The sequence below is a fragment of the Effusibacillus dendaii genome, from assembly GCF_015097055.1.
GTDB classification, from domain to species: Bacteria; Bacillota; Bacilli; order Tumebacillales; family Effusibacillaceae; genus Effusibacillus; species Effusibacillus dendaii.
Window position 1 is genome coordinate 1154686 of the sequence record NZ_AP023366.1, and the last position, 23470, is coordinate 1178155.

The 23470-nt window shown below is 49.6% G+C and carries 28 protein-coding genes and 1 pseudogene; 3 read left to right on the plus strand and 26 right to left on the minus strand.

All coding sequences use genetic code 11. From position 1 onward, the window contains the following. Window positions 1-82: 82 nt before the first annotated feature. From skT53_RS06145 to rpsU, 16 genes are all read right to left on the minus strand, one after another. On the minus strand, window positions 83-991 hold the full coding sequence (locus skT53_RS06145) for a 1,4-dihydroxy-2-naphthoate polyprenyltransferase (protein WP_200760236.1): 909 nt from the start codon (window positions 989-991) through the stop codon (window positions 83-85). 250 nt (window positions 992-1241) lie between these two features. Next, window positions 1242-1991: a DNA repair protein RecO gene (recO, locus tag skT53_RS06150; protein ID WP_200760237.1), complete on the minus strand. Its 750-nt coding sequence runs from the start codon at window positions 1989-1991 to the stop codon at window positions 1242-1244. A 72-nt stretch (window positions 1992-2063) separates the two neighbouring features. After that, the gene (locus skT53_RS06155; RefSeq protein WP_200760238.1) at window positions 2064-2210 is read right to left on the minus strand and encodes a YqzL family protein; all 147 of its coding nucleotides are present in this window, start codon (window positions 2208-2210) and stop codon (window positions 2064-2066) included. Between the two features lie 98 nt (window positions 2211-2308). After that, window positions 2309-3214, minus strand: a complete 906-nt coding sequence (gene era / locus skT53_RS06160) for a GTPase Era (RefSeq protein ID WP_200760239.1) — start codon at window positions 3212-3214, stop codon at window positions 2309-2311. Continuing rightward, on the minus strand, window positions 3195-3635 hold the full coding sequence (locus skT53_RS06165) for a cytidine deaminase (protein WP_200760240.1): 441 nt from the start codon (window positions 3633-3635) through the stop codon (window positions 3195-3197). Before skT53_RS06165 ends, era begins: the two co-directional genes overlap by 20 nt. Beyond that, a complete protein-coding gene (locus tag skT53_RS06170; protein ID WP_200760241.1) occupies window positions 3622-4146 on the minus strand; it encodes a diacylglycerol kinase in 525 nt (174 codons plus the stop codon). Before skT53_RS06170 ends, skT53_RS06165 begins: the two co-directional genes overlap by 14 nt. Then, on the minus strand, window positions 4143-4649 hold the full coding sequence (ybeY, locus tag skT53_RS06175) for an rRNA maturation RNase YbeY (protein WP_226375357.1): 507 nt from the start codon (window positions 4647-4649) through the stop codon (window positions 4143-4145). The genes skT53_RS06170 and ybeY overlap by 4 nt, the downstream gene beginning before the upstream one ends. A gap of 60 nt (window positions 4650-4709) precedes the next feature. Beyond that, the gene (locus tag skT53_RS06180) at window positions 4710-6800 is read right to left on the minus strand and encodes an HD family phosphohydrolase (protein WP_200760242.1); all 2091 of its coding nucleotides are present in this window, start codon (window positions 6798-6800) and stop codon (window positions 4710-4712) included. Window positions 6801-6838: 38 nt separating this feature from the next. Next, window positions 6839-7810 (minus strand): PhoH family protein, encoded by a 972-nt coding sequence (locus skT53_RS06185; RefSeq protein WP_200760243.1) that lies wholly within the window; start codon window positions 7808-7810, stop codon window positions 6839-6841. 46 nt (window positions 7811-7856) lie between these two features. Further along, window positions 7857-9029, minus strand: coding sequence for a sporulation protein YqfD (gene yqfD / locus skT53_RS06190; protein WP_200760244.1), 1173 nt, complete (start codon window positions 9027-9029; stop codon window positions 7857-7859). A gap of 14 nt (window positions 9030-9043) precedes the next feature. Then, window positions 9044-9316, minus strand: a complete 273-nt coding sequence (gene yqfC / locus skT53_RS06195; RefSeq protein ID WP_200760245.1) for a sporulation protein YqfC — start codon at window positions 9314-9316, stop codon at window positions 9044-9046. A 230-nt stretch (window positions 9317-9546) separates the two neighbouring features. Next, entirely contained in the window at window positions 9547-9978 is a 432-nt protein-coding gene (locus skT53_RS06200; protein WP_200760246.1) for a hypothetical protein, read from the minus strand. Between the two features lie 14 nt (window positions 9979-9992). Beyond that, on the minus strand, window positions 9993-10985 hold the full coding sequence (floA, locus tag skT53_RS06205; protein ID WP_200760247.1) for a flotillin-like protein FloA: 993 nt from the start codon (window positions 10983-10985) through the stop codon (window positions 9993-9995). A 134-nt stretch (window positions 10986-11119) separates the two neighbouring features. Further along, window positions 11120-11776 carry an NfeD family protein gene (locus skT53_RS06210; protein WP_200760248.1) on the minus strand — a complete coding sequence of 219 codons (657 nt, stop codon included), beginning with the start codon at window positions 11774-11776 and terminating at the stop codon, window positions 11120-11122. 69 nt (window positions 11777-11845) lie between these two features. Beyond that, window positions 11846-12289 carry a GatB/YqeY domain-containing protein gene (locus tag skT53_RS06215; protein ID WP_200760249.1) on the minus strand — a complete coding sequence of 148 codons (444 nt, stop codon included), beginning with the start codon at window positions 12287-12289 and terminating at the stop codon, window positions 11846-11848. Window positions 12290-12304: 15 nt separating this feature from the next. Then, on the minus strand, window positions 12305-12481 hold the full coding sequence (gene rpsU, locus skT53_RS06220; protein ID WP_200760250.1) for a 30S ribosomal protein S21: 177 nt from the start codon (window positions 12479-12481) through the stop codon (window positions 12305-12307). Between the two features lie 193 nt (window positions 12482-12674). Here rpsU and skT53_RS06225 point away from each other — a divergent pair, with 193 nt between their 5' ends. Further along, entirely contained in the window at window positions 12675-13055 is a 381-nt protein-coding gene (locus skT53_RS06225; protein ID WP_200760251.1) for an ATPase, read from the plus strand. A 57-nt stretch (window positions 13056-13112) separates the two neighbouring features. Continuing rightward, window positions 13113-13451, plus strand: coding sequence for a DUF192 domain-containing protein (locus skT53_RS06230; protein WP_200760252.1), 339 nt, complete (start codon window positions 13113-13115; stop codon window positions 13449-13451). A gap of 9 nt (window positions 13452-13460) precedes the next feature. Here the strand turns inward: skT53_RS06230 and skT53_RS06235 are convergent, their stop codons facing one another. Further along, on the minus strand, window positions 13461-14822 hold the full coding sequence (locus skT53_RS06235) for a class I SAM-dependent rRNA methyltransferase (protein WP_200760253.1): 1362 nt from the start codon (window positions 14820-14822) through the stop codon (window positions 13461-13463). Window positions 14823-14958: 136 nt separating this feature from the next. On the opposite strand from skT53_RS06235, the gene skT53_RS06240 reads away from it, so the two are divergent. After that, window positions 14959-15888 carry a Na/Pi cotransporter family protein gene (locus skT53_RS06240; protein WP_200760254.1) on the plus strand — a complete coding sequence of 310 codons (930 nt, stop codon included), beginning with the start codon at window positions 14959-14961 and terminating at the stop codon, window positions 15886-15888. A 9-nt stretch (window positions 15889-15897) separates the two neighbouring features. On the opposite strand, the gene skT53_RS06245 is transcribed toward skT53_RS06240, so the two are convergent. The 9 genes and pseudogenes from skT53_RS06245 to prmA form a co-directional block, all read right to left on the minus strand. Further along, entirely contained in the window at window positions 15898-16638 is a 741-nt protein-coding gene (locus skT53_RS06245) for a LamB/YcsF family protein (protein WP_404828957.1), read from the minus strand. Between the two features lie 8 nt (window positions 16639-16646). Next, window positions 16647-17666: a 5-oxoprolinase subunit C family protein gene (locus skT53_RS06250; protein WP_200760256.1), complete on the minus strand. Its 1020-nt coding sequence runs from the start codon at window positions 17664-17666 to the stop codon at window positions 16647-16649. Next, window positions 17663-18421, minus strand: a complete 759-nt coding sequence (pxpB, locus tag skT53_RS06255) for a 5-oxoprolinase subunit PxpB (RefSeq protein WP_318978598.1) — start codon at window positions 18419-18421, stop codon at window positions 17663-17665. The genes skT53_RS06250 and pxpB overlap by 4 nt, the downstream gene beginning before the upstream one ends. A 30-nt stretch (window positions 18422-18451) precedes the next feature. Further along, the gene (gene deoC, locus skT53_RS06260; RefSeq protein ID WP_404828958.1) at window positions 18452-19087 is read right to left on the minus strand and encodes a deoxyribose-phosphate aldolase; all 636 of its coding nucleotides are present in this window, start codon (window positions 19085-19087) and stop codon (window positions 18452-18454) included. A 143-nt stretch (window positions 19088-19230) separates the two neighbouring features. After that, window positions 19231-19662 carry an NUDIX hydrolase gene (locus tag skT53_RS06265; protein WP_200760258.1) on the minus strand — a complete coding sequence of 144 codons (432 nt, stop codon included), beginning with the start codon at window positions 19660-19662 and terminating at the stop codon, window positions 19231-19233. Window positions 19663-19908: 246 nt separating this feature from the next. Further along, window positions 19909-20118, minus strand: a pseudogene (locus skT53_RS06270) (nitroreductase family protein); the annotation flags it as partial. A 127-nt stretch (window positions 20119-20245) separates the two neighbouring features. Further along, window positions 20246-21625: a tRNA (N(6)-L-threonylcarbamoyladenosine(37)-C(2))-methylthiotransferase MtaB gene (gene mtaB, locus skT53_RS06275; protein ID WP_200760260.1), complete on the minus strand. Its 1380-nt coding sequence runs from the start codon at window positions 21623-21625 to the stop codon at window positions 20246-20248. Between the two features lie 6 nt (window positions 21626-21631). Then, on the minus strand, window positions 21632-22444 hold the full coding sequence (locus tag skT53_RS06280; RefSeq protein WP_200760261.1) for a 16S rRNA (uracil(1498)-N(3))-methyltransferase: 813 nt from the start codon (window positions 22442-22444) through the stop codon (window positions 21632-21634). A 20-nt stretch (window positions 22445-22464) separates the two neighbouring features. Further along, entirely contained in the window at window positions 22465-23397 is a 933-nt protein-coding gene (gene prmA / locus skT53_RS06285; RefSeq protein WP_200760262.1) for a 50S ribosomal protein L11 methyltransferase, read from the minus strand. Window positions 23398-23470: the final 73 nt, after the last annotated feature.

Below are 23470 nucleotides of genomic sequence, written 5' to 3' on the forward strand. Positions count from 1 at the left end.
CACTACTCCTGTCTTTCACAGCCTGTATATTCGACTGTTATAACTATACACATTTTCCAGACGTTCTACAAGTTGCTGATGTCTAACTCAACAAAATCCCGATGGCAAACAGGATGCCAAACTGCGTGTGAAGCACTGATGTGGCCTTCATGGCGGGCATCATTTGGGGTTGTGTGACACCCCGCTGAAACAATTGAATCGCTTGCATCGCTTTCGGAACACTCAACAACGTCAATAGCAACCAGCTGTTACCGAGTCCAAACCAGATCATTCCGACAGTCCACAAATAGGCGATAGTAAACATACCGGCGAGAAACTTGACAGCCCCTGTTTTGCCAAGCAAAATCGCCAACGTTCTCCGACCGCCCGCAATGTCTTCTTCAATGTCGCGAATATTGTTGCCGGTCAAAATAGCGGCTACCAGTATCATAACAGGAATCGATATCCATACGATGTCTGGCGTGAGTTGGCCGGTCTGGATAAAGAATGCAATACCAACGATCACAGGCCCCATAAACACACCTGACGCCAGTTCTCCAAACGGCGTGTAGGCAAGCGGATAGGGACCTCCCGTGTAAAAATAGGCCACCAGCATGCTGACAACTCCAGCCAGCGCCACCCACCAACTGCTTTGCCAGCAGATATAAACCCCGAGCAAGAGAGCCAGAGCAAACAGCAGATAGGCCGCACGCAGAACCGTATTTTCCGGTATGCCATGCCGCACAATCGCGCCGCCAATGCCCACTTTTTCAGGTTTATCCAAACCGCGCTTAAAATCGAAGTATTCGTTAAATGTGTTCGTTGCCGCTTGAATCAAAAGAGAGGCCACAAACATTGCCAAAAAAAGCAACACATTCACAGACCCGATCTTCCAAGCATACGCCGTGCCGACCAATACCGGAATTACAGCGGCGGTTAATGTATGCGGGCGAAACAGGTGCCACCAAACCCGCCATCCTGTTTGCTGCGGGTGGGTTGTAGCTGAAACCATTTTTTCTCTCTCCTATCCCGACTCTTCTATCGTATGGATGAACGTGTATAATAGCTTACCGACTCTATCCCGTTAATGGTATCCTATCCTCCCATGTTATCCTACCCTACAATGTTATCCTACCCTACAATGTTATCCTACCCTACAATGTTATCCTACCCTACAATGTTAGGAAAACAGATAGACGCTTGTCAACTGCTGATAATAAACAAAAAACCCAGACATCTTTCGTCTGAGCCAAGAAACCCTATTACAATCCAAGTTTTTCAATTTGGTCGAGGAAATGGTAGGTTTTTAAGAAAACACCGCCCTGCTCTTCCAGATAATGCCGATTCAGTTTGCGCAGCTGCTGCTTCGCCTCGCTGCCGACTTGCAGCGAACCCAAGCGCGTAATATCAACAGACTGAAACAGACGAATCAGTTTGTACACAACCGGTTTCAGTTCCATCGCCTGCGGGTCGGAATCGTGGCAGTTGTAACAAAGCGGTCCCGACAGCCGAATGGAAAACCGGACCGCCTCCTCAATCCGGCGGCCACAATGAGCACATACCGTGAGGTTTGGCTGAATGCCTGCCGCATAAAACATTTTCACTTCAAAAATACGCAGCAGCACTTCCGGATCTTTGCCCTCTTCCAGATAGCGCAGCATATGTAACAAAAGTGAAAATACAGCGCCGTATGGCTGTCGATCTTCCAATACCCGATCGGTTAATTCCGCCATACAAGACGCAAACGTAGAGAGTGATAAATCTTCGCGAATAGTTCGGAACGATTCGAGGAGTTCCGCCTGCGAAACGGACGGCATACCGGAGTTCCCGCCAAACAGAAGCCAGTGGCCGCGAACAAAAGGCTGTGTGACAGAGACCAGGCGAGACTGTGGTTTGTTGGCCCCTTTGGCAAGAACTGCCAGTTTGCCGTATTTATTTGTCAGCAGCGTAACAATTTTGTTGGTTTCCCCGTAATCGATCGCCCGAAGTACAATCGCTTCCGTTTTGTTCAAAGGAATGGTTCCCCTTTTCTCAAAAGATGGCATCTCGGAAGTTGTATTCGGGATTTACCTTTAAAAATCCTGTTACTGTTCTTCCATCACTTCTTCTTCCTCACTTTGCGCGGCTGAGATTTCCTGGTATCCCGCCGTGACAGCCTCATGCTCCTTGTACAAGAGATAAGCGTCGATCTCACCGGTCGCACAAAAGTAGCGCCATGAAAAATCTCGCATGCTGCTCATCCTTTCTAGGACCAGAGTGTCCGTTGTAAGGTTAGATTCTGTCGATTGAACGCCCTCTATACCATGGAAAAGTTACCATCCTAAAAATCCTACTCCTGATCGGTAAACCCGAAATTTCTTAACATGGTATCACGATTTCGCCAATCTTCCTTCACTTTTATCCATAATTCCAAATAGGTTTTGGAACCCAATAAATTTTCAATATCAATACGCGCCCGTTTGCCGATTTCTTTCAGCATCGAACCGCTCTTACCGATCAGGATCGCTTTTTGCGATGAACGCTCCGTGTAAATCACAGCGTTAATGGAAAGCAAATCCTTATCTTCCCGATACTGCATCTGTTCCACTTCCACCGCCACCGAATGCGGGATTTCTTCCCTTGTCAAATGAAGCACCTTTTCCCGAATCAGTTCTGCCACAACAAACCGCTCCGGGTGATCTGTAATCTGATCATCCGGATAATACTTGGGACCTTCCTCCAGATAGTCAAAAATCAATTTCCGGAAACGGTCCAGATTCTCTCTTTTCAACGCGGATATCGGGATGATTTCCTGGAAAGCGCCCATATTTTTGTATGCATCTATAGATTCCAGTAACTTTTCCTGCGAAATCGTATCAATTTTATTTATGATCAAAAATGCGGGAGTGTTCACTTTTTGGATCTGTTCGACGACAAATTGATCTCCTGGTCCCGGTTTTTCTGACGCATCTACCAACATGCAGATGAGATCCACTTCTTTTAATGTGTTGGTGGCGGTCCGAACCATATAGTCACCCAATTTGTGATGCGGTTTATGTATACCTGGCGTATCAAGAAATACGGCCTGCCCTTCCGGCACGGTGTAGACCCCTTGAATTCGATTCCGTGTGGTTTGCGGCTTGTCTGACATGATGGCCACTTTCTGCCCGAGAATTGCATTTAACAATGTGGATTTGCCAACGTTTGGACGTCCGACAAGGGCGACAAATCCCGATTTAAAATGACTGTTCGCCATGCAGATCCTCCTTCGAAAATGAGAAAGGCAGCAGTTCCCCTACCGTTGTCTGTTTAATTTGCCCATTGAGATTGGCTAGAATTACAGGAGTCTCAGGTTGGCAAAATTCGGCCAATACTTGTCGACAGGCCCCACAGGGAGAAACCGGGCGCGGCACGTCGGCAACAACCGCCACCATCCGAATCGGCCTTTTTTGTTCTGATGCCCATTTAAAAACAGCGGTCCTTTCCGCACAGTTGGTTAACCCGTAGGAAGCGTTTTCAATGTTGCAGCCGCTTACAAGCTCGCCGTCATCCGTTAAAAGCGCAGCTCCTACGGCGAAATTGGAATAAGGGACATACGCAAGGTTGCGGGCTTGTTTGGCTGCCTCCAATACCCTGTTGGCCGTTTCGGAGCTTTCAATCGGTTCATTTTCGCGCATCAGGCGCCACCCCTCTTTTCTCGATTGCCCGGTTGGGCGCGGATCCTCTTTTTCGCCGGATGATCGTTTGTAAGATAAAATATAGCAGCACAACCGGCCCCAGCGCCACAAGATACCACTCGATCCCGAAAGCGGACATAGAGCGAATCCGCAGCGGCCAAATTTTGTCATGGAACACCAACAGGCCAATAATAATCGCATGCAGCGCGGTCAACAATACGGCAGCGGCCGCCGTATCTTTTGCGATTTTGGCAAGCGGGTGGTACTCCCCGGATACCTGATCAACGACAGATTCAATTGCCGTATTGACCAATTCTGCCCCTATCACCAGGACAATGGCAAAAAACACGAGAATGATCTCCAACCTGGATACGTTTAACACCAGGCAGAAGATCATTACCAGAAAGGCGATCGCAAAATGAATCTGCATATTCCTTTGCGTCGCCAGCGTATAAACAATTCCTTCTTGCGCGTAGGAGAGACTTTTGAGAAAGCCGGACAGCCAGTTCATTCAACCACCCTTTTCAACCCGATGCCCGTTAAAATCGCTTCTTGTCTGCCAAACATCTCTTTCTCCTGCTCTGCTGTCATATGATCGTAACCGATCAGATGCAGAAACCCGTGCACCGCTAAAAACGCCAATTCACGCTGCAGACTATGCTGATATTCTTCCGCCTGTCTGGCGGCCGTGTCCACCGAAATCACAATGTCGCCAAGCGGGGCATCGACCGCTTCTTCCTCCGGAAAGAAAATATCCGGCTCTGTGTCCAGGGATTCTTGAATCGCAAAGGATAATACATCCGTCGATGTGTCTTTTTGCCGATAAACCCGGTTGAGTTCCCGGATCCTTTCATCATCGACCAAAGACACCACCACTTCGCCTGAAACAATCGATTCATACTCGGCGGCTGCGATAACCGCGTTAGCAAGAAGCGCTTCTGCATCAAACGGAAAATTCGCATTCACTTCATTGATCACTTCTACCGTCACTCTTGTGCTTGGCTCTGAAGCCAATTTATTTGCCCCCCTTCAACATCAAACGTTTAAACTGTTATGGCCCATTCCTGACTGATTTCATGCCGGTTTCGGCGGCTCCGGATATTCGATCCGCGCGTGATAGATGCCGTTTAATGTAATCATCAGCGCTTCCGCAATCTTGTCCAAATCTTTTAAAGTCAAACTGCATTCATCGAGCTGTCCGTCGTTCAAGCGGTCCTTTATGATTTTGCGAATGACGGCTTCAATCCGATTCGGCGTTGGTTTGCTCATCGACCGAACCGCCGCTTCGACCGAATCACACAGCATGATCACGGCCGCTTCTTTTGTTTGCGGTTTTGGTCCCGAATAACGAAAATCGTCAACGTTTAAAGAACTGTTTTTATCCAGTTCAAGCGCTTTGTTGTAAAAATACCACAAAACTGTGGTACCGTGATGCTGTTCACAGATGTCGCGAATCGGTTTTGGCAGACGATACTGTTCCTGCATTTCTACGCCGTCCCGAACATGTGACGTAATAATCAGGTGGGACAGACTGGGAGCCACTTTGTCGTGAGGATTCTCCCGTCCGTTTTGATTTTCAATGAAAAACATCGGCCTTTTCGATTTTCCCACATCATGAAAGTACCCGCCGACTCGGCATAATAACGGGTCTCCGCCGACCATTTCAGCAGCCGTTTCCGCCAAATTGCCGACGATCAAACTGTGGTGGTAGGTTCCGGGCGCTTCCATCAACAGTTTCTTAAGCAGCGGATGGTTTGGATTTGACAGTTCAAGCAGGCTGATTGGCGTTAAAATGCCAAACAGACTTTCCAAAAAGGGAAGCACTCCGATCGTCAAAATAGCTGACAACAAACCGTTAAGCAAACCGAACAGCAATGCCTGTATAAGCGCATGCCAGCTAAAGTTTGCTGACGATAACGCTTGTACAGTGGAAATCGCCAACAGATTTACGGCGGCGATTACAAACGCCGCCCGCATAATCACCAGCCGGTGTTTCACGCGCGTTACCGCGAAAACCCCCGTCATTGAGGAAACCAAACCTACAAACAAATATTCAAACCGGAAGTCAAACAACACGGCGGTAAACATGGTAAAGATAATCGACCCGACAATCCCCAGCGACGTATCAAACAAAATGGTCAACAGCATGGTGCCCATGGCAAGCGGAGCCAAATAGCCCATTGATTGTGTGTTTAAAGGCGCCACCAGCGAGACTATAAACATGACAAGTGCGGTCAACAGAATGACCAGAACAAGCAGCAAAAGAAGACTGTTGTTGGTCGCAAGTTTTGAGTTTGTAACTCTCAAATATACTTCTAGCATAAATAAAGAAAACAACAACAACGAAGCAAGACCTATATAAATCCGATAGTTAGGCTGCTGTTCCAGGAGTTTTAGGTCGGACAGAACGGCTAATTTGTCAGGCGTGATCATTTCACCTTTATGAACAACCAATTCGCCTTTTTGAATATGAACATCAGGTACTTTTTGCTTGGCTTGTTCCTGCAGTTCTTTGGTACTTTTCTCATCATACACCATATTCGGAGTCAACAGCGCAAGCACAACATCCCGCACGATTACCCGCGAGTCGGTATCCAAATCAATACTTACCAACTGACTGTCCAATCCGGTTCTGGCGGTGGCCAACGAGTCTTCCGAGAACTCCTTGCCTAAGAATGAACTCAAAAAGCGATTGGTAGTGTTGCGAATAATCGATAATTGATTTGGTGTAATGGTGATCAATTTATCCAAAATTTCTTCCCGGACGGGAATTGGAATTTTCTGCAGTTGCGCTCTTTTCTGCTCACGGGTAAGACTGTTGTCCGCAATCAGTTTCTCTGCCATCTGAAAGAGATCGCTTGCTTGCGACAAAGCCTTTTCCTCAACAGATGTATCCATTTTATATATTTTAGGCACTTGCTTGACCGCTTCATCTTTGCGCCGTTGCGTTTCCTTTGTATTAATCGCATCAGTCGGCGCTTTGATATCTTCGACGGCAATGTCCCCTACCTTGTAGTTGTAACGGGTAGGCGTAACGTTTGCGTAAAATAAGAAAAACAGAATCAGGAAAAGCATCGCGTAAATTAGGGCACGTACCGACTTGCTGCTGTTAAGCTCAGGTGCCAACGTAATCTGCCGGATATTCTTCTCCAGTTTCAATGCCATGTAGTTCGACTCCTTATTTCCTTTTCCCACTTAACGCTTTAACTGCCCTGGTTTTTCTCACTATCCTGCGCATAAGCGGCGATGATCTTCTGAACCAAATGATGTCGTACGACATCCTGTTCAGACAGAAATACAAAGGAGATCTCTTTGATATCACGCAAAATTCGGATTGATTCATTCAGCCCGGAAAGTTTGCCGCGGGGCAAATCAATTTGTGTGATATCTCCCGTAATCACCATTTTGGAATTAAAGCCGAGACGGGTCAGAAACATTTTCATCTGTTCCGGTGTTGTATTCTGCGCTTCATCTAAAATCACAAACGAATCTTCCAGCGTACGTCCCCGCATGTACGCCAACGGCGCCACCTCAATGATGCCGCGTTCCATTGATTTCTGGACGTTTTCAGTCCCCAGCACATCGTACAATGCATCGTAAAGAGGACGCAGATAGGGATCCACTTTTTCCTGTAAATCGCCCGGCAGAAAGCCAAGATTTTCCCCTGCTTCAACCGCTGGTCGAGTCAATACGATTTTGTGCACCTGACCTTTTTTCAATGCGTTCACCGCCATGACAACAGCCAGGTAGGTTTTTCCCGTACCAGCCGGGCCCACTCCAAAAACGATATCATGTTTGCGGATCGCTTGGATGTAGAAACGCTGTCCAAGTGTCTTGACGCGAATCGGTTTACCTTTTGCTGTAGCCGCAATATCCTCCGTGAACAGTTCGATCAGTTCTTCGGCAGCTCCCTGTTTCGCCATTTCGACTGCATAAACAATTTCTCTTTCGCCAATCGTCGTTCCTTTTCTGACAAGCTGTGCCAGAACATCAAACAGATGGACAAGCGTCGCCACCTCTTCTTCCGTTCCGGTGATGGAAATCTCACTGCCCCTCGCTACGATTTTGGAGGCAAAATGGTTCTCCAATTGCTTCAGATTTACGTCGTTCGGGCCAAAGATCTGAATTGCTTCCTGGTTCGATTGCAGGGAAATTTTCCGGATAACCGTATCCAAACGTTTCGCTCCTTCGTTTTTTCAATACTTAAATTGTATTATGCGGTTAGAATGGCTGCGATTTTCCAATATCCTCAATTGCTTCAGTTAAAACTTTTATATATAGATTACCACGCTCGATTCTCTCATGTAAAACTTTTTGGGAAACGATTCGTCCTGTTTCACCAATTTTTGCCGCAACATCGGCTGAAGAACGGGTAAGCGCCTCTTTTTTCGCTTCATCCGCTGTAAGCGTAATCCTGTCCTCCGCTGTCTCTTTCACATTCACATGGCGCCAAGTAACAGGCAGCTTATAGGAGCCGATTCGCAGTTCCTGATCGTCCGCCTGTTCTTCGAACGTGCTGAATGTATTGGTTCGGTATCCCCAAACCTGAACGGGCAAAGATCCGAATACGAGATATTCTTTGGCGTATTGTTCACCTGTGTATCTTTTTCGGACCTGGTTGAGGGGGATCGTAAGCTGGGTTGTGTACCAGATGCGGGCTTCCACCACACCCTGCGCGTGGACAGACGTTTTGCCGTCACCCAAACTGCCAGAAATTACGAGATCGCCTGGATTGACCAGTTGGCCTTTTTGAACAGTCGGGATTCCTTTTTGCACCAACACCCGCTCAATAATGCCTTTTTTCATGGCAATAATATTCTGCGGGTTGCTGGGGAGCGGTTTGACGGCTGGGATTTTCTCCACCACTCGAATTCGGACGTGCGTCCCCTGAATGCTGACGCCTACCCAAGACAACTCTGGCACTTTGTCCATAATTTGCTCGCGCAAAACTTCCTTTTCGGGCAGTTTGGCAATCCACGTGCCGCGGTGGATGCCGATCGAGTCAGCTGCTGCCAAAACCGTTTCCGGGGAAATTTTTTTGGTGCCCTCTACTTCAACTGACCATACTAGAGATGTCAAAGTATACAGTAAGCCCAAAAACAGAACGGCGCCAGCCAAAAACATCTTGCGGCGCCAAGCTCTTTGCCATAAAAAGGGCAGGCCCGTCCGTTTTCCGAAATGAATTTTGCTGTTCGTTTGGCGAAGCAGCGGGATAAGTCGACGAATATCGCTGCGCAGAATCGTCATCTGAATGGATCCATTGGCGCGGTACACAATATCGCGTATCCACAACCCTTCCTGGTTGGCCAGGTTCACCAGCGAAGGCAATCGATTGCCGGTCACATTGACCACCACATATCCTTCATAAAAATCGATCAGAAATCGGCTTAACAATGTGTTTCCCCCCATTACCCCAGCGTAATGCCCCGAATTTCCCCTTCAATTACAATCTCGCTTGGCAAAATATGCTTGATTGTCAATCGTCTTCCCGTCACACGCAGTTCCCCTTGCGAATGTGATAAACGGATCATTGTATCCTTAAACTCGAGAATCCCGGTATGGTTTTCAATCGAAATCTGCATGCCTCCGAAGAGGGTGATGCGAGGGACGTCATAAATTACGTCTTTCGGCATTTCCAAAAGATTGGCGGCATATGTTTTGACTCTTTGAAATGCGCGCACAGTTGCACCCTCCCATTGCTTCACATCGATATGTCGGAAACCGTTTCTTTTAGAACCATATGCGCCGGATTGGAAGGGTAGTACGAAGCCACTTCCGATAGTGCAAATAACTGTGACACACACGCATATTTCGAAGTTATACTGTTCGACGGCACAAAAAATCGGACGGTGGTTCACCGCCCGACTGTAAATATGCCATGTTCCATTTTATGCACTAGGTTTTCCAACTATTACCTGTTTGTTTTTCTGGCAGTTGACCAGCGATTGCGAGCCCGGGGAGGCGACAGGATTTCGGATAGGACCACGGCGCGCAACAAATCATCCCGTTTTAGCAATGGATGACTCAAATTGCGGGGGCCGCCCTGTTCCATTTGTTTCGGTTTCGGTTCCTGTTGCGGTTCCTGTTTCGGTTGCCTCATTTGTACGACGTGGCTCTGTTGTGGAACAGGGTCCACTTCTCTCTGCACCGGTCTCGTTTGAGCCGGTGTCCGATCCGGTTCGGGCAATCGGTTGCGATTTTCTCCTTGCGACATGGGGGACCATTTCCTGTGTCCACCAGGACCAAGCGGAGTGTTATCCCGTCCATCCGGCAATCTGGGAAACCCATTTTTTGCGATGTTTGCCAATACAAACACAGCCGCCAAAATTATAAGTCCGATCACGCTCAGGATCTCACCTACTTTTTCGTTTGTTTATCCGGGTCATCCCCAAGTTTGGAAATAGCGCCCCGCATATCTGTGTCCGCCATAATATTTTGCATGTTCATATAATCCATGACACCTAATTTCCCTTGTCGCAATGCCTCTGCCATCGCTTTTGGCACTTCCGATTCCGCTTCTACCACTTTGGCCCTCATCTCTTCCACATAAGCGCGCATTTCCTGTTCACGCGCTACAGCCATAGCGCGCCGTTCTTCTGCTTTTGCCTGGGCAATGCGTTTATCTGCTTCCGCCTGATCGGTCTGCAACTGAGCGCCAATGTTTTTCCCCACATCGACGTCCGCAATGTCAATCGACAAAATTTCAAAAGCGGTACCCGCATCCAGCCCTTTGGCCAATACCGTCTTTGAAATCGAATCCGGATTTTCCAACACATCCTTATGATTGCCGGAAGACCCGATGGTGCTGACTACCCCTTCCCCGACACGAGCCAGGATCGTTTCTTCCCCGGCGCCTCCGACCAGCCGATCAATATTGGCGCGAACCGTCACTCTTGCCCGCACCCGCACTTCGATACCGTCTTTTGCAACCGCAGAGACAATGGGAGTTTCTATCACTTTCGGATTTACGCTCATTTGCACCGCCTGCAGAACGTCGCGGCCCGCCAGATCGATCGCCGCCGCCCGTTCAAAACCAAGCGATATATTGGCCCGTTCTGCTGCAATCAACGCATTAACTACACGATCCACATTGCCGCCCGCCAGATAATGGCTTTCCAACTGGTTTGTCGTAATGTTCAGGCCTGCCTTTGTCGCTTTAATAAGCGGTTCGACAATACGAGACGGAATGACTCGGCGTAATCGCATCCCCACCAACGTAAAAATGGAAATTCGAACACCGGCCGCCAAGGCGGAAATCCACAACGCAACCGGAATAAACGTCAACAGAACGGCCAAAACGATCACGGCCAAACCAATAATGACCAACAACCCAATAAACGCCTGATCCATTTTTCCAAAACTCCTTTCATAGCACGACTTGGCACCTTTGGTGCCTAAGCGTGACTTGTGCCCTTTGGGTGCATAGCGAGACCTGGCGCCTAGCGCCAAGGCGACTTGCCCCCCTTTGGGGGTAGGGTACAACGTCAAACTGACGGAGCGGCCGCGCCCTCCTGCCTGGAAGCAGGACGAACTACAATTCGCACCCCTTCAACATGGATAACGACAACCGAATCCCCTTTTTCAACAAAACCGCCTTCCGTTACCACATCAAACCGTTCCCCATCGATAACCACCTTACCGGCAGGGCGCAGGGGTGTAAGCGCCGTTCCTTCCCTATGCAGCAGAAACTCGTAACTTTTGGTAGGCAAATAGCCTTCTTCCTTCGTCAACTGCTGCTTTAAAATCAACTTATTCCACACCCCCCGGTTCCTGAACCGCTTAACGGTAATCCAGGTGGCAACGCCAGCCAGTATAAGAGCCAGAAAAAAAGACTGTACTCCGTATTTGGCATCTGCCACAGCGAATGCCACACTGCCTCCGATTGAGGCGATTCCGGCCACCGACAGGATGCCAAAGGAGGTAACAAAAATTTCAATCACCAATAAGACGATTCCCAATAAAAACAGCAGTATCGGTTCCCAACCGGAGTAACCCGCAAGGATCTGGCCGATAAAAAACACCGCAAACGATGCAATTCCAATTACACCTGGCAGGATAACCCCCGGGATTAGCACTTCCACCACCAGCCCGATAAGGCCAATTGAAAGAAGAATCGGAATGATCACGGGATGGGTGAGCATGGTATCAAACTCCTTCTTGCAATTTCACCAGAAAAGCCATGTGCAAAATTGCACATGGCTTCATTTTTATCAGGAAAGTTGAGACTGCACCAATTGGTTTACCAGTTTGCCATCCGCTCGCCCTTGCAGCTTCGGCATCAGAACAGACATCACTTTTCCCATATCCTTTTTTGAAACGGCACCAACCTCCGCAATGGAAGCCAGAACTATCTCTCGAATCTCATCTTCACTCAGTTGGGCGGGCATATAGCCCTCAATTACCGTAATTTCTTGCTTCACTTGATCAACCAAATCGGAGCGACCGGCGTCTTGAAAAGCTTGGAGGGAATCACGCCGTTGTTTCAATTCCCGGTTTAAGAGCACGAGAATATCCTCATCCGTGAGTGTTTTCCGTTGATCAATTTCCGCATTTTTGATAGCTGTACGAACTAAGCGAATGGTAGACAAGCGAACTTTATCCTTGTCCTTCATCGCCTGTTTCATATCAGCATCTAACCGTTCGACCAAGCTCACGAGGTCAATGCCCCCTTAGTATTTCTTTTTCTTGCGAGCGGCCTCGGACTTTTTCTTCCGAGCAACACTTGGTTTCTCGTAGTGTTTACGCTTTTTGATCTCAGCAAGGATGCCGTCTTTTGCAGTGGCCCGTTTAAAACGACGAAGTGCACTGTCCAAAGATTCATTTTTGCGAACCCGAACTTCAGACACTTAATTTCCCTCCCTCCAACTTGCCAAACACCTGCTCCAAGTCAGCATGATGCACGTCAAGAAAGTTTATCACGCCAAATTATACTGGATAACAGGACAGCAGTCAACTTGCCTATCCCGAAAAATGGGGTACCCACCGCTTCCAAAGCATGATAAAATATAGTACACCTCATTTTGACAAAGGGGGGATTCGATGTTTCGGCTTGGTCAAAAAGTTATTGTTGTCAACGATTCGTTCGAACAAAATTTACCGATCGGCGAATATGGATATATTATCGGCCGTGATCGCAGTTCAGACAGCGCTTTTGATTATGTGGTTCGGATCCCTAAATCCGATAAACACTATTATGTGGCCGCTGCAGACATTGAACTGGAAGAAGTGTTGATTCAAAAACAGGCGGCTGAAATTGAACGGCAGGCGTTGATCGATTATGCACTGGCAACCGGCAACAAACAATTGTTTGAAGAGTTGGTCGGCAAAAAACAGCCATCGGACGAAAAGGAAGCTGTCAACGATGACACATTAAAACCGGAAGAATTTATCCGGAAAGTGAATGTGAATGCGTGGATTTAGAGAAAGAGCCCTTGTTCGTTGAGGGCTCTTTAATTAGCCGGGACAGGACGAATCTTCATGATTTTGTATAAACAAGGGAGTCAGATTCTGCTCCCTATCGAAATAAAGAAAGCCGATCATTTTGCAGGTCGTCTGGCAGGTTTGATGTTTCGCCGGGAATTGCAGTCGAAAACCGGCTTATGGCTGGTTCCGTGCAACTCGGTCCATATGTTTTTTATGCGTTTTCCGATTGACGCGGTTTTCCTGGACGACCGGAATCGGGTGGTCAAACTGGCGGCAAATCTTCCTCCCTGGTCCTTCATCCCGCCCGTTCGCAAAGCCCATTCCGTATTGGAACTGGCTGCTGGCACCATCGACAACTTTCAGATTGAAGAAGGGGACCGAATTGTGGTCTAAGCAGGGATGCTACGCCCGGCTTCGCACTTCATAAATGGCAAATTTTAAATAATGCCCTTCTTCCACCCCGACGATCTCCGGATGGTCTTTACCCGCTCCGCTCCAATGCACCAGCCGCAAAATCTTCTTCGCGTCAAGCGCCGCCTGCTGAATCACTTCCTTAAACAGATCCGGCCGCATGTGGTACGAACAGCTGGCAGTCACCAGAAAACCGCCGTCGCGTACCAGCCTCATTCCGTTCAGATTGATGTCTTTATAGCCCCGGCAGGCCCCTTCGACCGCTGACTTCGTTTTGGCAAAAGCGGGCGGATCCAGAATCACAACATCCCACAAGCTCCCTTTCTGCACCTGTTCACGCAAGTAATCGAACGCATTCGCCACTACAAAATCGACCCGGTGCAAAAACCCGTTCATCGTCACATTGCGTTTTGCCGTTTCGATGGCATGTTCGGAAATGTCGAGGCAGGTAACTTTTTTGGCGCCGTGTTTACAGGCGTTCAACGTAAACGAGCCGGTATGGGAGAAACATTCCAGCACTTCCGCACCGTCCCAGAACGGGTTTTTGATCACTTTTCCCCGTTTGTCCACCGGACGAACCACCGGCTCTGCCTGTTCATCCACCATCGGTTCGATTCCTGGCCGGATTGACCCATCCCGTTGCCGCAGCGGCTGCCCGTCCGCTCCCATCGGCAGCAATTGAATGCCGTTTGCTTTCCCCCATCCAGTCATAAGCGGCGCAACAGCGGCCCGATTCTCTCTTTGATCGAAGAAAAATCCGGTTTTCTGTCCCTCGACAATATCGACGATGTACCGGAGTCCGTTTTCCACAATTTCCACTTCTCTTGGCACATCGCCCCAGAGGGGGCCCGTACGCTGCTCAAGTCCCTCCAATTCACGGATTGGGACATCGCTTCGTTCATAGATTCCTTTCGGTTGAAATACATTCACCAGAGCAGACACCAATTGATCGCGACGAATTTCAATGCCAATCGAAAGGATTTGGACGACAAGCTGATCTGCAAACTTATCCACCACCACACCCGGCAAAAAATCAGCTTCGCCGTATACAACCCGACAGGCGTTGGTATCCTCCAGCATGCGTTGCCGATATTCCCATGCGTCTCGTATCCGGCTTTCAAAAAACGATTGGTCAATCGACTCCTTATTGTCATATGTAAATACCCGAACCGCCAGTTGGGAGTTCAGATTGATCGGTCCTTTCGCCAAAAAGTGCCCCGAATGATTATAAATCTCCACGATTTCACCTGGCTCCGGATCTCCCTCTATCCGTTCGATTTCATTTCGATAAACCCAGGGATGCCCTTGCTCCAATCTTTTTTTTCGTTTCCGGTGCAGAAACACTTTTGTCATCCGATATTCCTCCCGTCAAGGCCGACTGTCCTGCTGTTTTCGCTATGTATCAGACAGGCGTATGCATGTCCGGCAGACATGTGCCATAGAATGTACCAATGTTTGCAAACTATAGTCTACCCGATGGAGGAACGATATGTATACGTTTCTTTTCTTTTTGGCAATGGGAATGGCCATTTTTCTGGTCGGAATCTGGTGCTTGCGGCACGGATTGGAACGGATGGCGAGCGACCGTTTACCATCGATCCTGAAACGGTTTGTAAAAACGCCTACACGCGGCATGTTGACCGGCATTATAGTGACCGCTCTGTTGAACAGTTCGGCTGCCGTAACGGTCATTACCATCGGCTTTGTGTCGGCCGGAACGATCTCATTTGCCGATTCGCTTGGCATCATTCTCGGTTCCAACATCGGAACCACATTTACCACACAGTTGATCGCCTGGAATCCGCAGGAAATGATATTGCCGATTGTCATAATTGGAATTCTGCTATGGTTTATGCTAAAAGGAGAAAAACGTTTTGCAGGGTTGTCCGTTTTTGGTTTTGGCATCACATTGTTCGGTTTAAACACGATGATTCACTCGCTGGCGCCCGTCGGGGAAACAGACTGGTTCCGGGATATATTGGCAGCCGCTTCTGGCAATCCGCTGTATGGCGTAATGGCCGGGGCAGGATTAACCGCTCTCGTGCAAAGTTCGACCGCAACAACCGCACTTACCATGGCGCTGGCATCGCAAGGACTGATCGATCTGGCAGGTGCGATTGCAATCGTTCTTGGCAACAATATCGGAACCTGCATAACCGCCGTTCTCGCTTCGCTTGGCAGTCCGTTGGCCGCGAAACGGGTCGCGGTTTCTCACGTTTTGCTGAATGTGGCAGGCGTGGCCGCTTTTTTGCCGTTTCTCAACCTGTTTACGAAGTTTGTTGAGCTGTTTGGCGCCTCTCCCGCTGTACAGGTTGCCAATGCGCATATGTGGTTTAATGTGATTTCGTCGTTCGCCATTTGGCCATTTACGCGAATGTTCGCGGTGTTGATCGAATGGTTGGTGCCGGAGCTCCGCTGAGCAGATTCCTTACCTCAAATGTCCTGCCGCCTGGACAGCCACTCCTGACAAGGGGAGCATATTGTGAATCTGACGGGCAAACTCCAAAGCGTGCGGGCCGTCCCCGTGAATGCAAACGGTATCCGCTTTGATCGATACATCGATTCCTTGCTGCGACGTCACTTTTCCCTCTTTAATCATACGGACAACCTGCTGAACCGCTTTCTGACCGTCTGTGATCAAGGCGTCAGGCTGACGGCGGGGGGTCAATGATCCATCCTGTTGATACGTCCGATCAGCAAACACTTCACTGGCCGTGCGCAACCCAATCGCTTCTCCCGCTTGAATCAGTTCACTCCCGGACAAGCCGAACAAAATCAGCTGCGGATCCACATTGTAAATCGCCTGTGCGATTGCATCCGCCAGTTTTCGATTCTTGGCCGCCATATTATAGAACGCTCCATGCGGTTTTACATGCTGCAGGGAAGCTCCCGCCGCTTTTACAAACCCATACAGGGCGCCGATTTGATAAACTACCAGGTCATACGCCTCTTGCGGCGAAATATCTATATTGCGCCGACCGAATCCGATCAGATCGGGCAGTCCGGGATGCGCGCCGACTGCGACCCCTTTTTGCAAAGCAAGTTCCACCGTTTTCTTCATTGTACCCGGGTCTCCCGCATGGAACCCACAGGCGATGTTAGCGGAGGTAACAAACTCCAAAATCTGTTCATCATTTCCCATTCGGTACGCTCCGAAACTTTCTCCCATATCACAATTCAAATCAATCCGGTACACCTGTCTTCCCCCCTTGCATCCAAACGGAATTTGATTCCCTGCCGCAAAATCCCGATTTCTCTTTCACGCAAACGATACAACTCCTGCGCCTGTGACAGCGAGATTTCTTCAAACCGAATCCGTTCGCCCGGTGTCACTTGCGCCAAAATGGGCAGATCGACAGTTGCGACCTGTGCGATTTTGGGATATCCACCGGTTGTCTGCCGATCGGCCAGCAGGATAATCGGATTGCCCTCTGCCGGAACCTGCACAGTTCCTGCCGCGACCGCTTCCGAAATCAATTCTTTTGGCTCTGACAATGCCAATTGAGGCCCTGACAGCCGATATCCCATCCGGTCCGACTGCGGTGTAACCTGAAACGACGCAGCAAAAAACTGCTGTTGGATGTCTTTCGCAAACCAGTCAAACTCACCGCCGCGCATCACGCGCACAGTTGGGTTTTTTCCGTATTTCGGCCTGATTCGGGTATCTACAAACCAACCGGCGAAAAAACGGCCTTCCCGCTCCCGCCATTCTGCAGCCTCCCACATGGACCGGCAGCCAATCGGCAACACATCGCCTTCCCGTAACGCCCTTCCGTAAAATCCACCGATGCCCGCACGCAGATAGGTACTGCGACTGCCCATGACAACCGGCACGTCAAACCCGCCTGCCACCGCCAAATAGGCACGGCAGCCCGTTTGCGGCGAACCAAACTGCAGCAAACTGCCTTGTTTCACCCATACGGGACGCCAATCTGGAATGGGCTGCCCATCGATCTTCGGAGACAAGTTACCGCCACAGATCGCGATTACACAATCCTTCTGAAAACGGATCGTTGGACCCATCAGAGTGATTTCAAGCGCTGCCTCCCGCTCGTCGTTGCCAACCAACAGATTGGCGATCCGCAACGCAAACGGATCCATCGCGCCGCTCACAATTACCCCGTGTTTCTGCTGTCCGAGCCTCCCCAGATCCTGGACAGTGGTCAATAGTCCCGGACGGATCACCTGAATGCTCAATTCCGCCCCTCCTCCCACTTCGACTCGCCGGAAACCACCGACCACCGTTCATATTCCTCCGGTGTGATCGCACGAAAATGAACCACATCTCCCGCCTGCAGCAAACTGGGCGAATCATCAGCAGGCCGGAACAGAGCCAGTGGAGTACGGCCGATCAATTGCCAGCCGCCTGGTGTTCCGATCGGGTAAACGCCTGTCTGGCTCCCCGCAATCCCCACCGAACCGGCCGGTATCGACAAGCGCGGTGCGGAACGGCGAGGCGCAGCGATTTTTTGCGACATACCGCCCAAATAGGGAAATCCGGGTGCAAAGCCGATCATATACACCAGATATTCCCCATTTGTGTGAATTTCGATCACATCTTCGGTTGTCAATCCGTTATGTTCCGCCACAAAATCCAGATCCGGCCCAAATTCACCGCCGTAACAAACGGGAATTTCAACAATACGCGGAGATTCTTTCGTTGCATTCGGAAGCTCTTCCATCATTTGTTCCAGTTCCTCACAAACGCTTGAAAAATCGATCGCCAGCGGATCATAAAACACGGTCAACGTGGTAAACGCCGGTATGTATTCGACCATCCCCGGCAGTGGGCGCAGGTCAAGCCATTCTGCAAGCGATCTCACTTTTCGCTGGGTGGTGAGATCGATCACATTGCCAAAGCTGACAATCACCGCCGAATCCCCAAGGGCTGTCAGCCGGAAAGAATCTGTCAAACCTTTTTGCAAATTTCCAGTTGCCACTTCCACTTCCATTCGCCCCCATCCAGCAAAGCGAAAATTGATTTAATAACCGGCAGTGGACGATTGCCCAGCTACTATCGCCACAGAAGCGCTTGCTCCGATACGGGTGGCGCCTGCCTTCAACATCTGAAGGGCCGCATCCCGATTTCGAATGCCGCCTGACGCCTTAACCCCCATGGTCGGGCCGACAACCGCGCGCATCAATTGTATGTCTTCAATCAAAGCGCCGAAATGGCTGAACCCGGTTGATGTTTTGACAAAATCGGCTCCCGCCCGCTGTGCCAGCAGACAGGCAATCACCTTCTCCCGGTCGGTCAACAGGCAAGTTTCCAGTATCACTTTCACCACTGTCGATGTCCCAGCGGGAGAATCTGCAGTCTCCTTCGCCGCTTTTACAACCGATTCGATATCCTGCAGCACTTCGATCAAACGATTTGACTTTAACAGCCCAACGGGTATGACCATATCCAATTCAGACGCACCTTGCTGAACCGCCGTTTTCGTTTCAAACGATTTGACGGCAGAACTTGTGGCACCGAGTGGAAATCCAACTACCGTGCATACTTTTACATCAGTGCCTTTCAGCTCCTCAACAGCGATAGGCACAAACAGGGGATTGATGCAGACAGACGCAAAATGGTGCGCAACCGCTTCCCCGCACAATTGGCGAATTTGCATAGGAGTCGCGTCCGGTTTTAACAGGGTATGGTCGATTGCAGAGGCTAATTTTTCCGGTGGAATCGGGTGAAACTCCCCCGCTTCCAGAATAACCGGTCCGATCACCTCTTCCAGTTGGGAACGCACCGCATCGATCAGATCTTTCATCGTCGTTCCCCCCGTAAACGGTTTACCGCCCTTTCCAGGATCACATGATTATTGTCATATCCCTGCTTCGTATGGAGAGGCAGTACATCGTCAAGCGGCAACCAAATCACGTCTTTAATTTCCTCAACCTGCGCTTTTGTATCGCCAGATACCGCTCTCATCAGATAATAAGTCACCTGTTTTGTAATCATGCCTTTACCGGACGTTTCAAATTGAAAGGATATGACTCCCAGAGGGTCGCCTTCGATTTCTGCCTGGATGCCGGTTTCCTCGAAAACTTCGCGGACGGCCGCATCCTTTTCCGTTTCCCCCTCTTCCACGTGGCCTTTGGGCAGGGTTATTTTGCCAAACCGGTCCTGAATCAACAGGATTTTCGTATTTCCGTCCTGTTTTTTATACACTACGCCGCCTGCCGAATATTCCTTCATTCTTTCACCCCTGTCCGTCCGATTATTGAAAGCTTGTCCGTTTCCGGTTATTTTTCTGTATGATCCCTAAGCAGACGCATGGAACTTGTGGTATAAATATCCGAAAAAAATGAATTTCCGTCAATACTCGATAAAAAAAAGCTGCCCTCCCTTGGACAGCCCGTATCTTACGAAAAACCCCTCCTGAATCCGCAACCTCACCTGAATAAACAACCTTACCCGACTCGTGCAGCCGTTTGATTCGGATTAAAAACCGTTGTACGTAGTCACTTCGGAAACAGAATACCGCATTTTGCGCGGGTTGCTCTCCTCTTTAGCCGGTCCGATCGTGATAATCATAACCGGAATGTATTGTTCGGGAATGTTAAACTCTTTGCGAACCGCTTCCGGGTCGAATCCGATCATTGGGCAGGTGCCGTATCCCAAATCCTTTGCTGCCAACATGAGTGCTGTTGAACTTGCTCCATGTTTCGCGGTACCGCATGTCTAGGAATATACATAGCATGGCCCGCCAGTGATTTTGGTTATAAAGAAAAGGACGACACACATATACAAATGCATCTCGTCCCAGATAACAGGAACCTCACGCCTCTACTGTTTCCAATTGTATCAATCCTGATTCCTGCAGCGGTTGCGGCTCCACAGTGGACCGGAACGTCAACTGTTCCACGAACGTCCCTTTCGACACGTCAGCAAACGCTTCGTCCAACCGGACACTGACCAATTGACCGAGCATGTCCGGGTGGCCGCGGAACCCGATTTTGATATAGTTGTCGGAGAATCCTTCCAGCAGACCGTCAGCGTTAATTTCTTCCGGAATCACCTGCAGCGTTTCGCCGATATAACGGCTTGAGTAGGAAATCTGCAGTTCGTTCGCCAACTCAATCAGCTTCGCTACGCGTTCTTCTTTTACCGCTTCCGCAACCTGATCGCTGTATTTGGCAGCTGGCGTGCCTTTTCGCTGCGAGTATGGGAATACATGCAGATCGGCAAACCACTGATTTTTGATAAAATCGTACGTCTCTCTGAAATGTTCATCCGTTTCGCCAGGGAATCCTACAATCACGTCACTTGTAACCGCCAGATCCGGCAGTGCTTTACGCAGTTCCACCAATTTGGCTGCGAACTCTTCCACCGTATACTTGCGGTTCATCCGATCCAGCACAAAATTGGATCCGGCCTGCAGCGGAATGTGCAGATGACGGCAGACTTTTTGCGAACGAGTCAGCACATCGAGCATTCGGTCGTCGATCTCGCTCGCTTCAATCGAAGAAATTCGGATGCGTCCAAGCCCTTCCACTTTTGTTTCCAAATCAACAAGCAGGTCTGAAAGTGTATAACCGTCCAGATCGTCCCCGTACCCGCCTGTATGGATACCCGACAGAACAATTTCCTGATAGCCCGCATCGACCAGTTTTTGTGCTTGCAAAATCACGTTTTCCGGCTTACGGCTGCGGATAAAACCACGTGAGTAGGGGATGATGCAAAATGTGCAAAAGTTGTTGCAGCCTTCCTGGATTTTCAGGAAGGCCCGTGTATGTCCCTGAAAATCCGGCACGTCCAACTCTTCAAACTCCCGCTGACGGCGGACGGAAGACACCACTTTCAACGGATGTTTCTCCGCCTGCACCCGTTCCGTCAACTCGACAATCTGATCGCGATTTTGCGTGCCAATCACCAAATCAACACCAGGAATCGCCAAAATTTCATCGGGTGCCATTTGCGCGTAACAGCCGGTTACAACGACCGTCGCATTTTCATTGCGGCGAATGGCGCGGCGAATCATCTGCCGCGATTTTTTGTCGCCCGTATCGGTCACGGTGCATGTATTAATGACATAAATATCGGCAATATCCTGAAAATCAACCTGTGTGTATCCCTGCTGTTTAAACAGGTTCCAGATCGCTTCCGTATCATACGAATTGACTTTACAACCTAATGTGTGAAATGCAACTGTGGACATCTTATTTCACCCTCCCATCTGTCCGTAGTGATATAAAATAATCGCGGCGGCTACCAGCCCCGCTGTTTCTGTCCGTAAAATACGGGGTCCCAGTGTAACAGGACGGGCCCCCTGCTGTGTTGCCAACAACACTTCCTGCGGATCAAAACCGCCTTCCGGCCCAATCAAAAGAGCGATCGAGCGGGCCTGCGGAAACCCGTTCAAGACCGCACGCAAGCTGTCACAAGCCAGTATTTGCGGCTTGTCGCCCAACCCCGACTCGCCATCAAGTTGCCGTTCTCTGTCTGATAAGGGCTGCCCCTCATACGCCAACAGCACCAAATCGTAGGAATCGGATTTTTGCAACAACCACTCTTTGAGCGTTGTCACTTCCGCAATTTCAGGTATGATCAACCGGTGCGCCTGTTCGGCAGCCTCTTTTGCGATCCGCTGCCAGCGGTCGCGCCGTTTGTGTTCTTTTTTGGCGTCGTAATTGACGATCGTGCGAATCGTTTCGACGGGGACAAAATCGGATACACCCGCTTCTGTTCCTTTTTGCACAATCAAATCCATTTTATCACTTTTCGGCAGTCCTTGAACGAGTGTAATTTTTACCTCCGGTTCCGATTGTTCCTGCAACGTTTCCACAATCTCGCCGAATACTGCATCTGCCGCAAAATCGGTCAACTGCACACGATAGGAAACTTCATTCCCCGCCGCGCAAATAATCAAATCGCCCGGTTCAAACCGCATGACGCGCGTGATATGTTTGACATCATCGCCGCTAATCCGCACCTGCTGCCCCTGTATATCCTCTGGTGAAATAAAATAGCGCTGCATGGTTCTTCCACCTGTTCGTTCTATTTCCGGCCCACAATAACCGCCCAATCCTGGCTGGTCTGCAAATCGCAAATCTGAAACCCTGTTTTCTCCATTTCCGCGCGGATCCAGTCGGCTTTTTCCTGAATAATGCCGGATGCGATAAAAATCCCGTCCGTTTCCAGCAACCGGAACGCATCTTCAATCATCTGCACGACAATTTCCGCCAAAATATTGGCTACGATCAGATTGGCAGGGCCTTCAACGCCTTTCAGCAAGTCGTTTGTCCTGACTGTCACCCAGTCTTCCACCTGATTTTGCGCCACATTGTCGGCTGCCACTTTGACAGCCACCGGATCCAGGTCCAGTGCCAGCACCGATGCCGCGCCCAATTTTGCGCAGGCGATGGAAAGAATGGCCGACCCGGTTCCCACATCGATCACTCGCGCCCCTGCAGGCAGCCAATTTTCCAACATTTGAAGACAAAGCGCCGTGGTCGCATGCGTGCCAGTCCCAAACGCCATGCCGGGATCCAGTTCGATCACCAGTTCAGCAGGAGTTGGCTCATAAGGTTCCCAAGTCGGCCTGATGGTCAGCCGGTCGGTTACCCTTACAGGTTTAAAAAATTGTTTCCAGGCGTTTGCCCAATCTTCTTCCTCTACTTCCTTCGTCCTGATATCGCCGCGACCAATGTCCAGGCCATAATCGGCAAACAGCGCGAGCTCTTTTTTTATGTTGGACAAAAGCGTTTCGATATTGGCAAACTCCGAATAGTAGGCGCTGACGCGTGCGCCTTCTTTCGGAACCAGATCGTCTTCAATCACATACCAGTTGCCGTAGGGATTTTGGCGGATCGTTTCGAGGTCGTGCGGGTCTTCGATGGCCACACCAGCCGCCCCCAAACGGGTCAACAACTCCGACACCGCTTCGCTTGCCTCGTGTGAGGTCCAAACGGTCACTTCCGTATATTTCACAAAAATCACCCCAGAAAAGAATCACCCCTCATCTTACACAAGATTGGGGTGAAAGGCAAATAGGGTCAAGTTA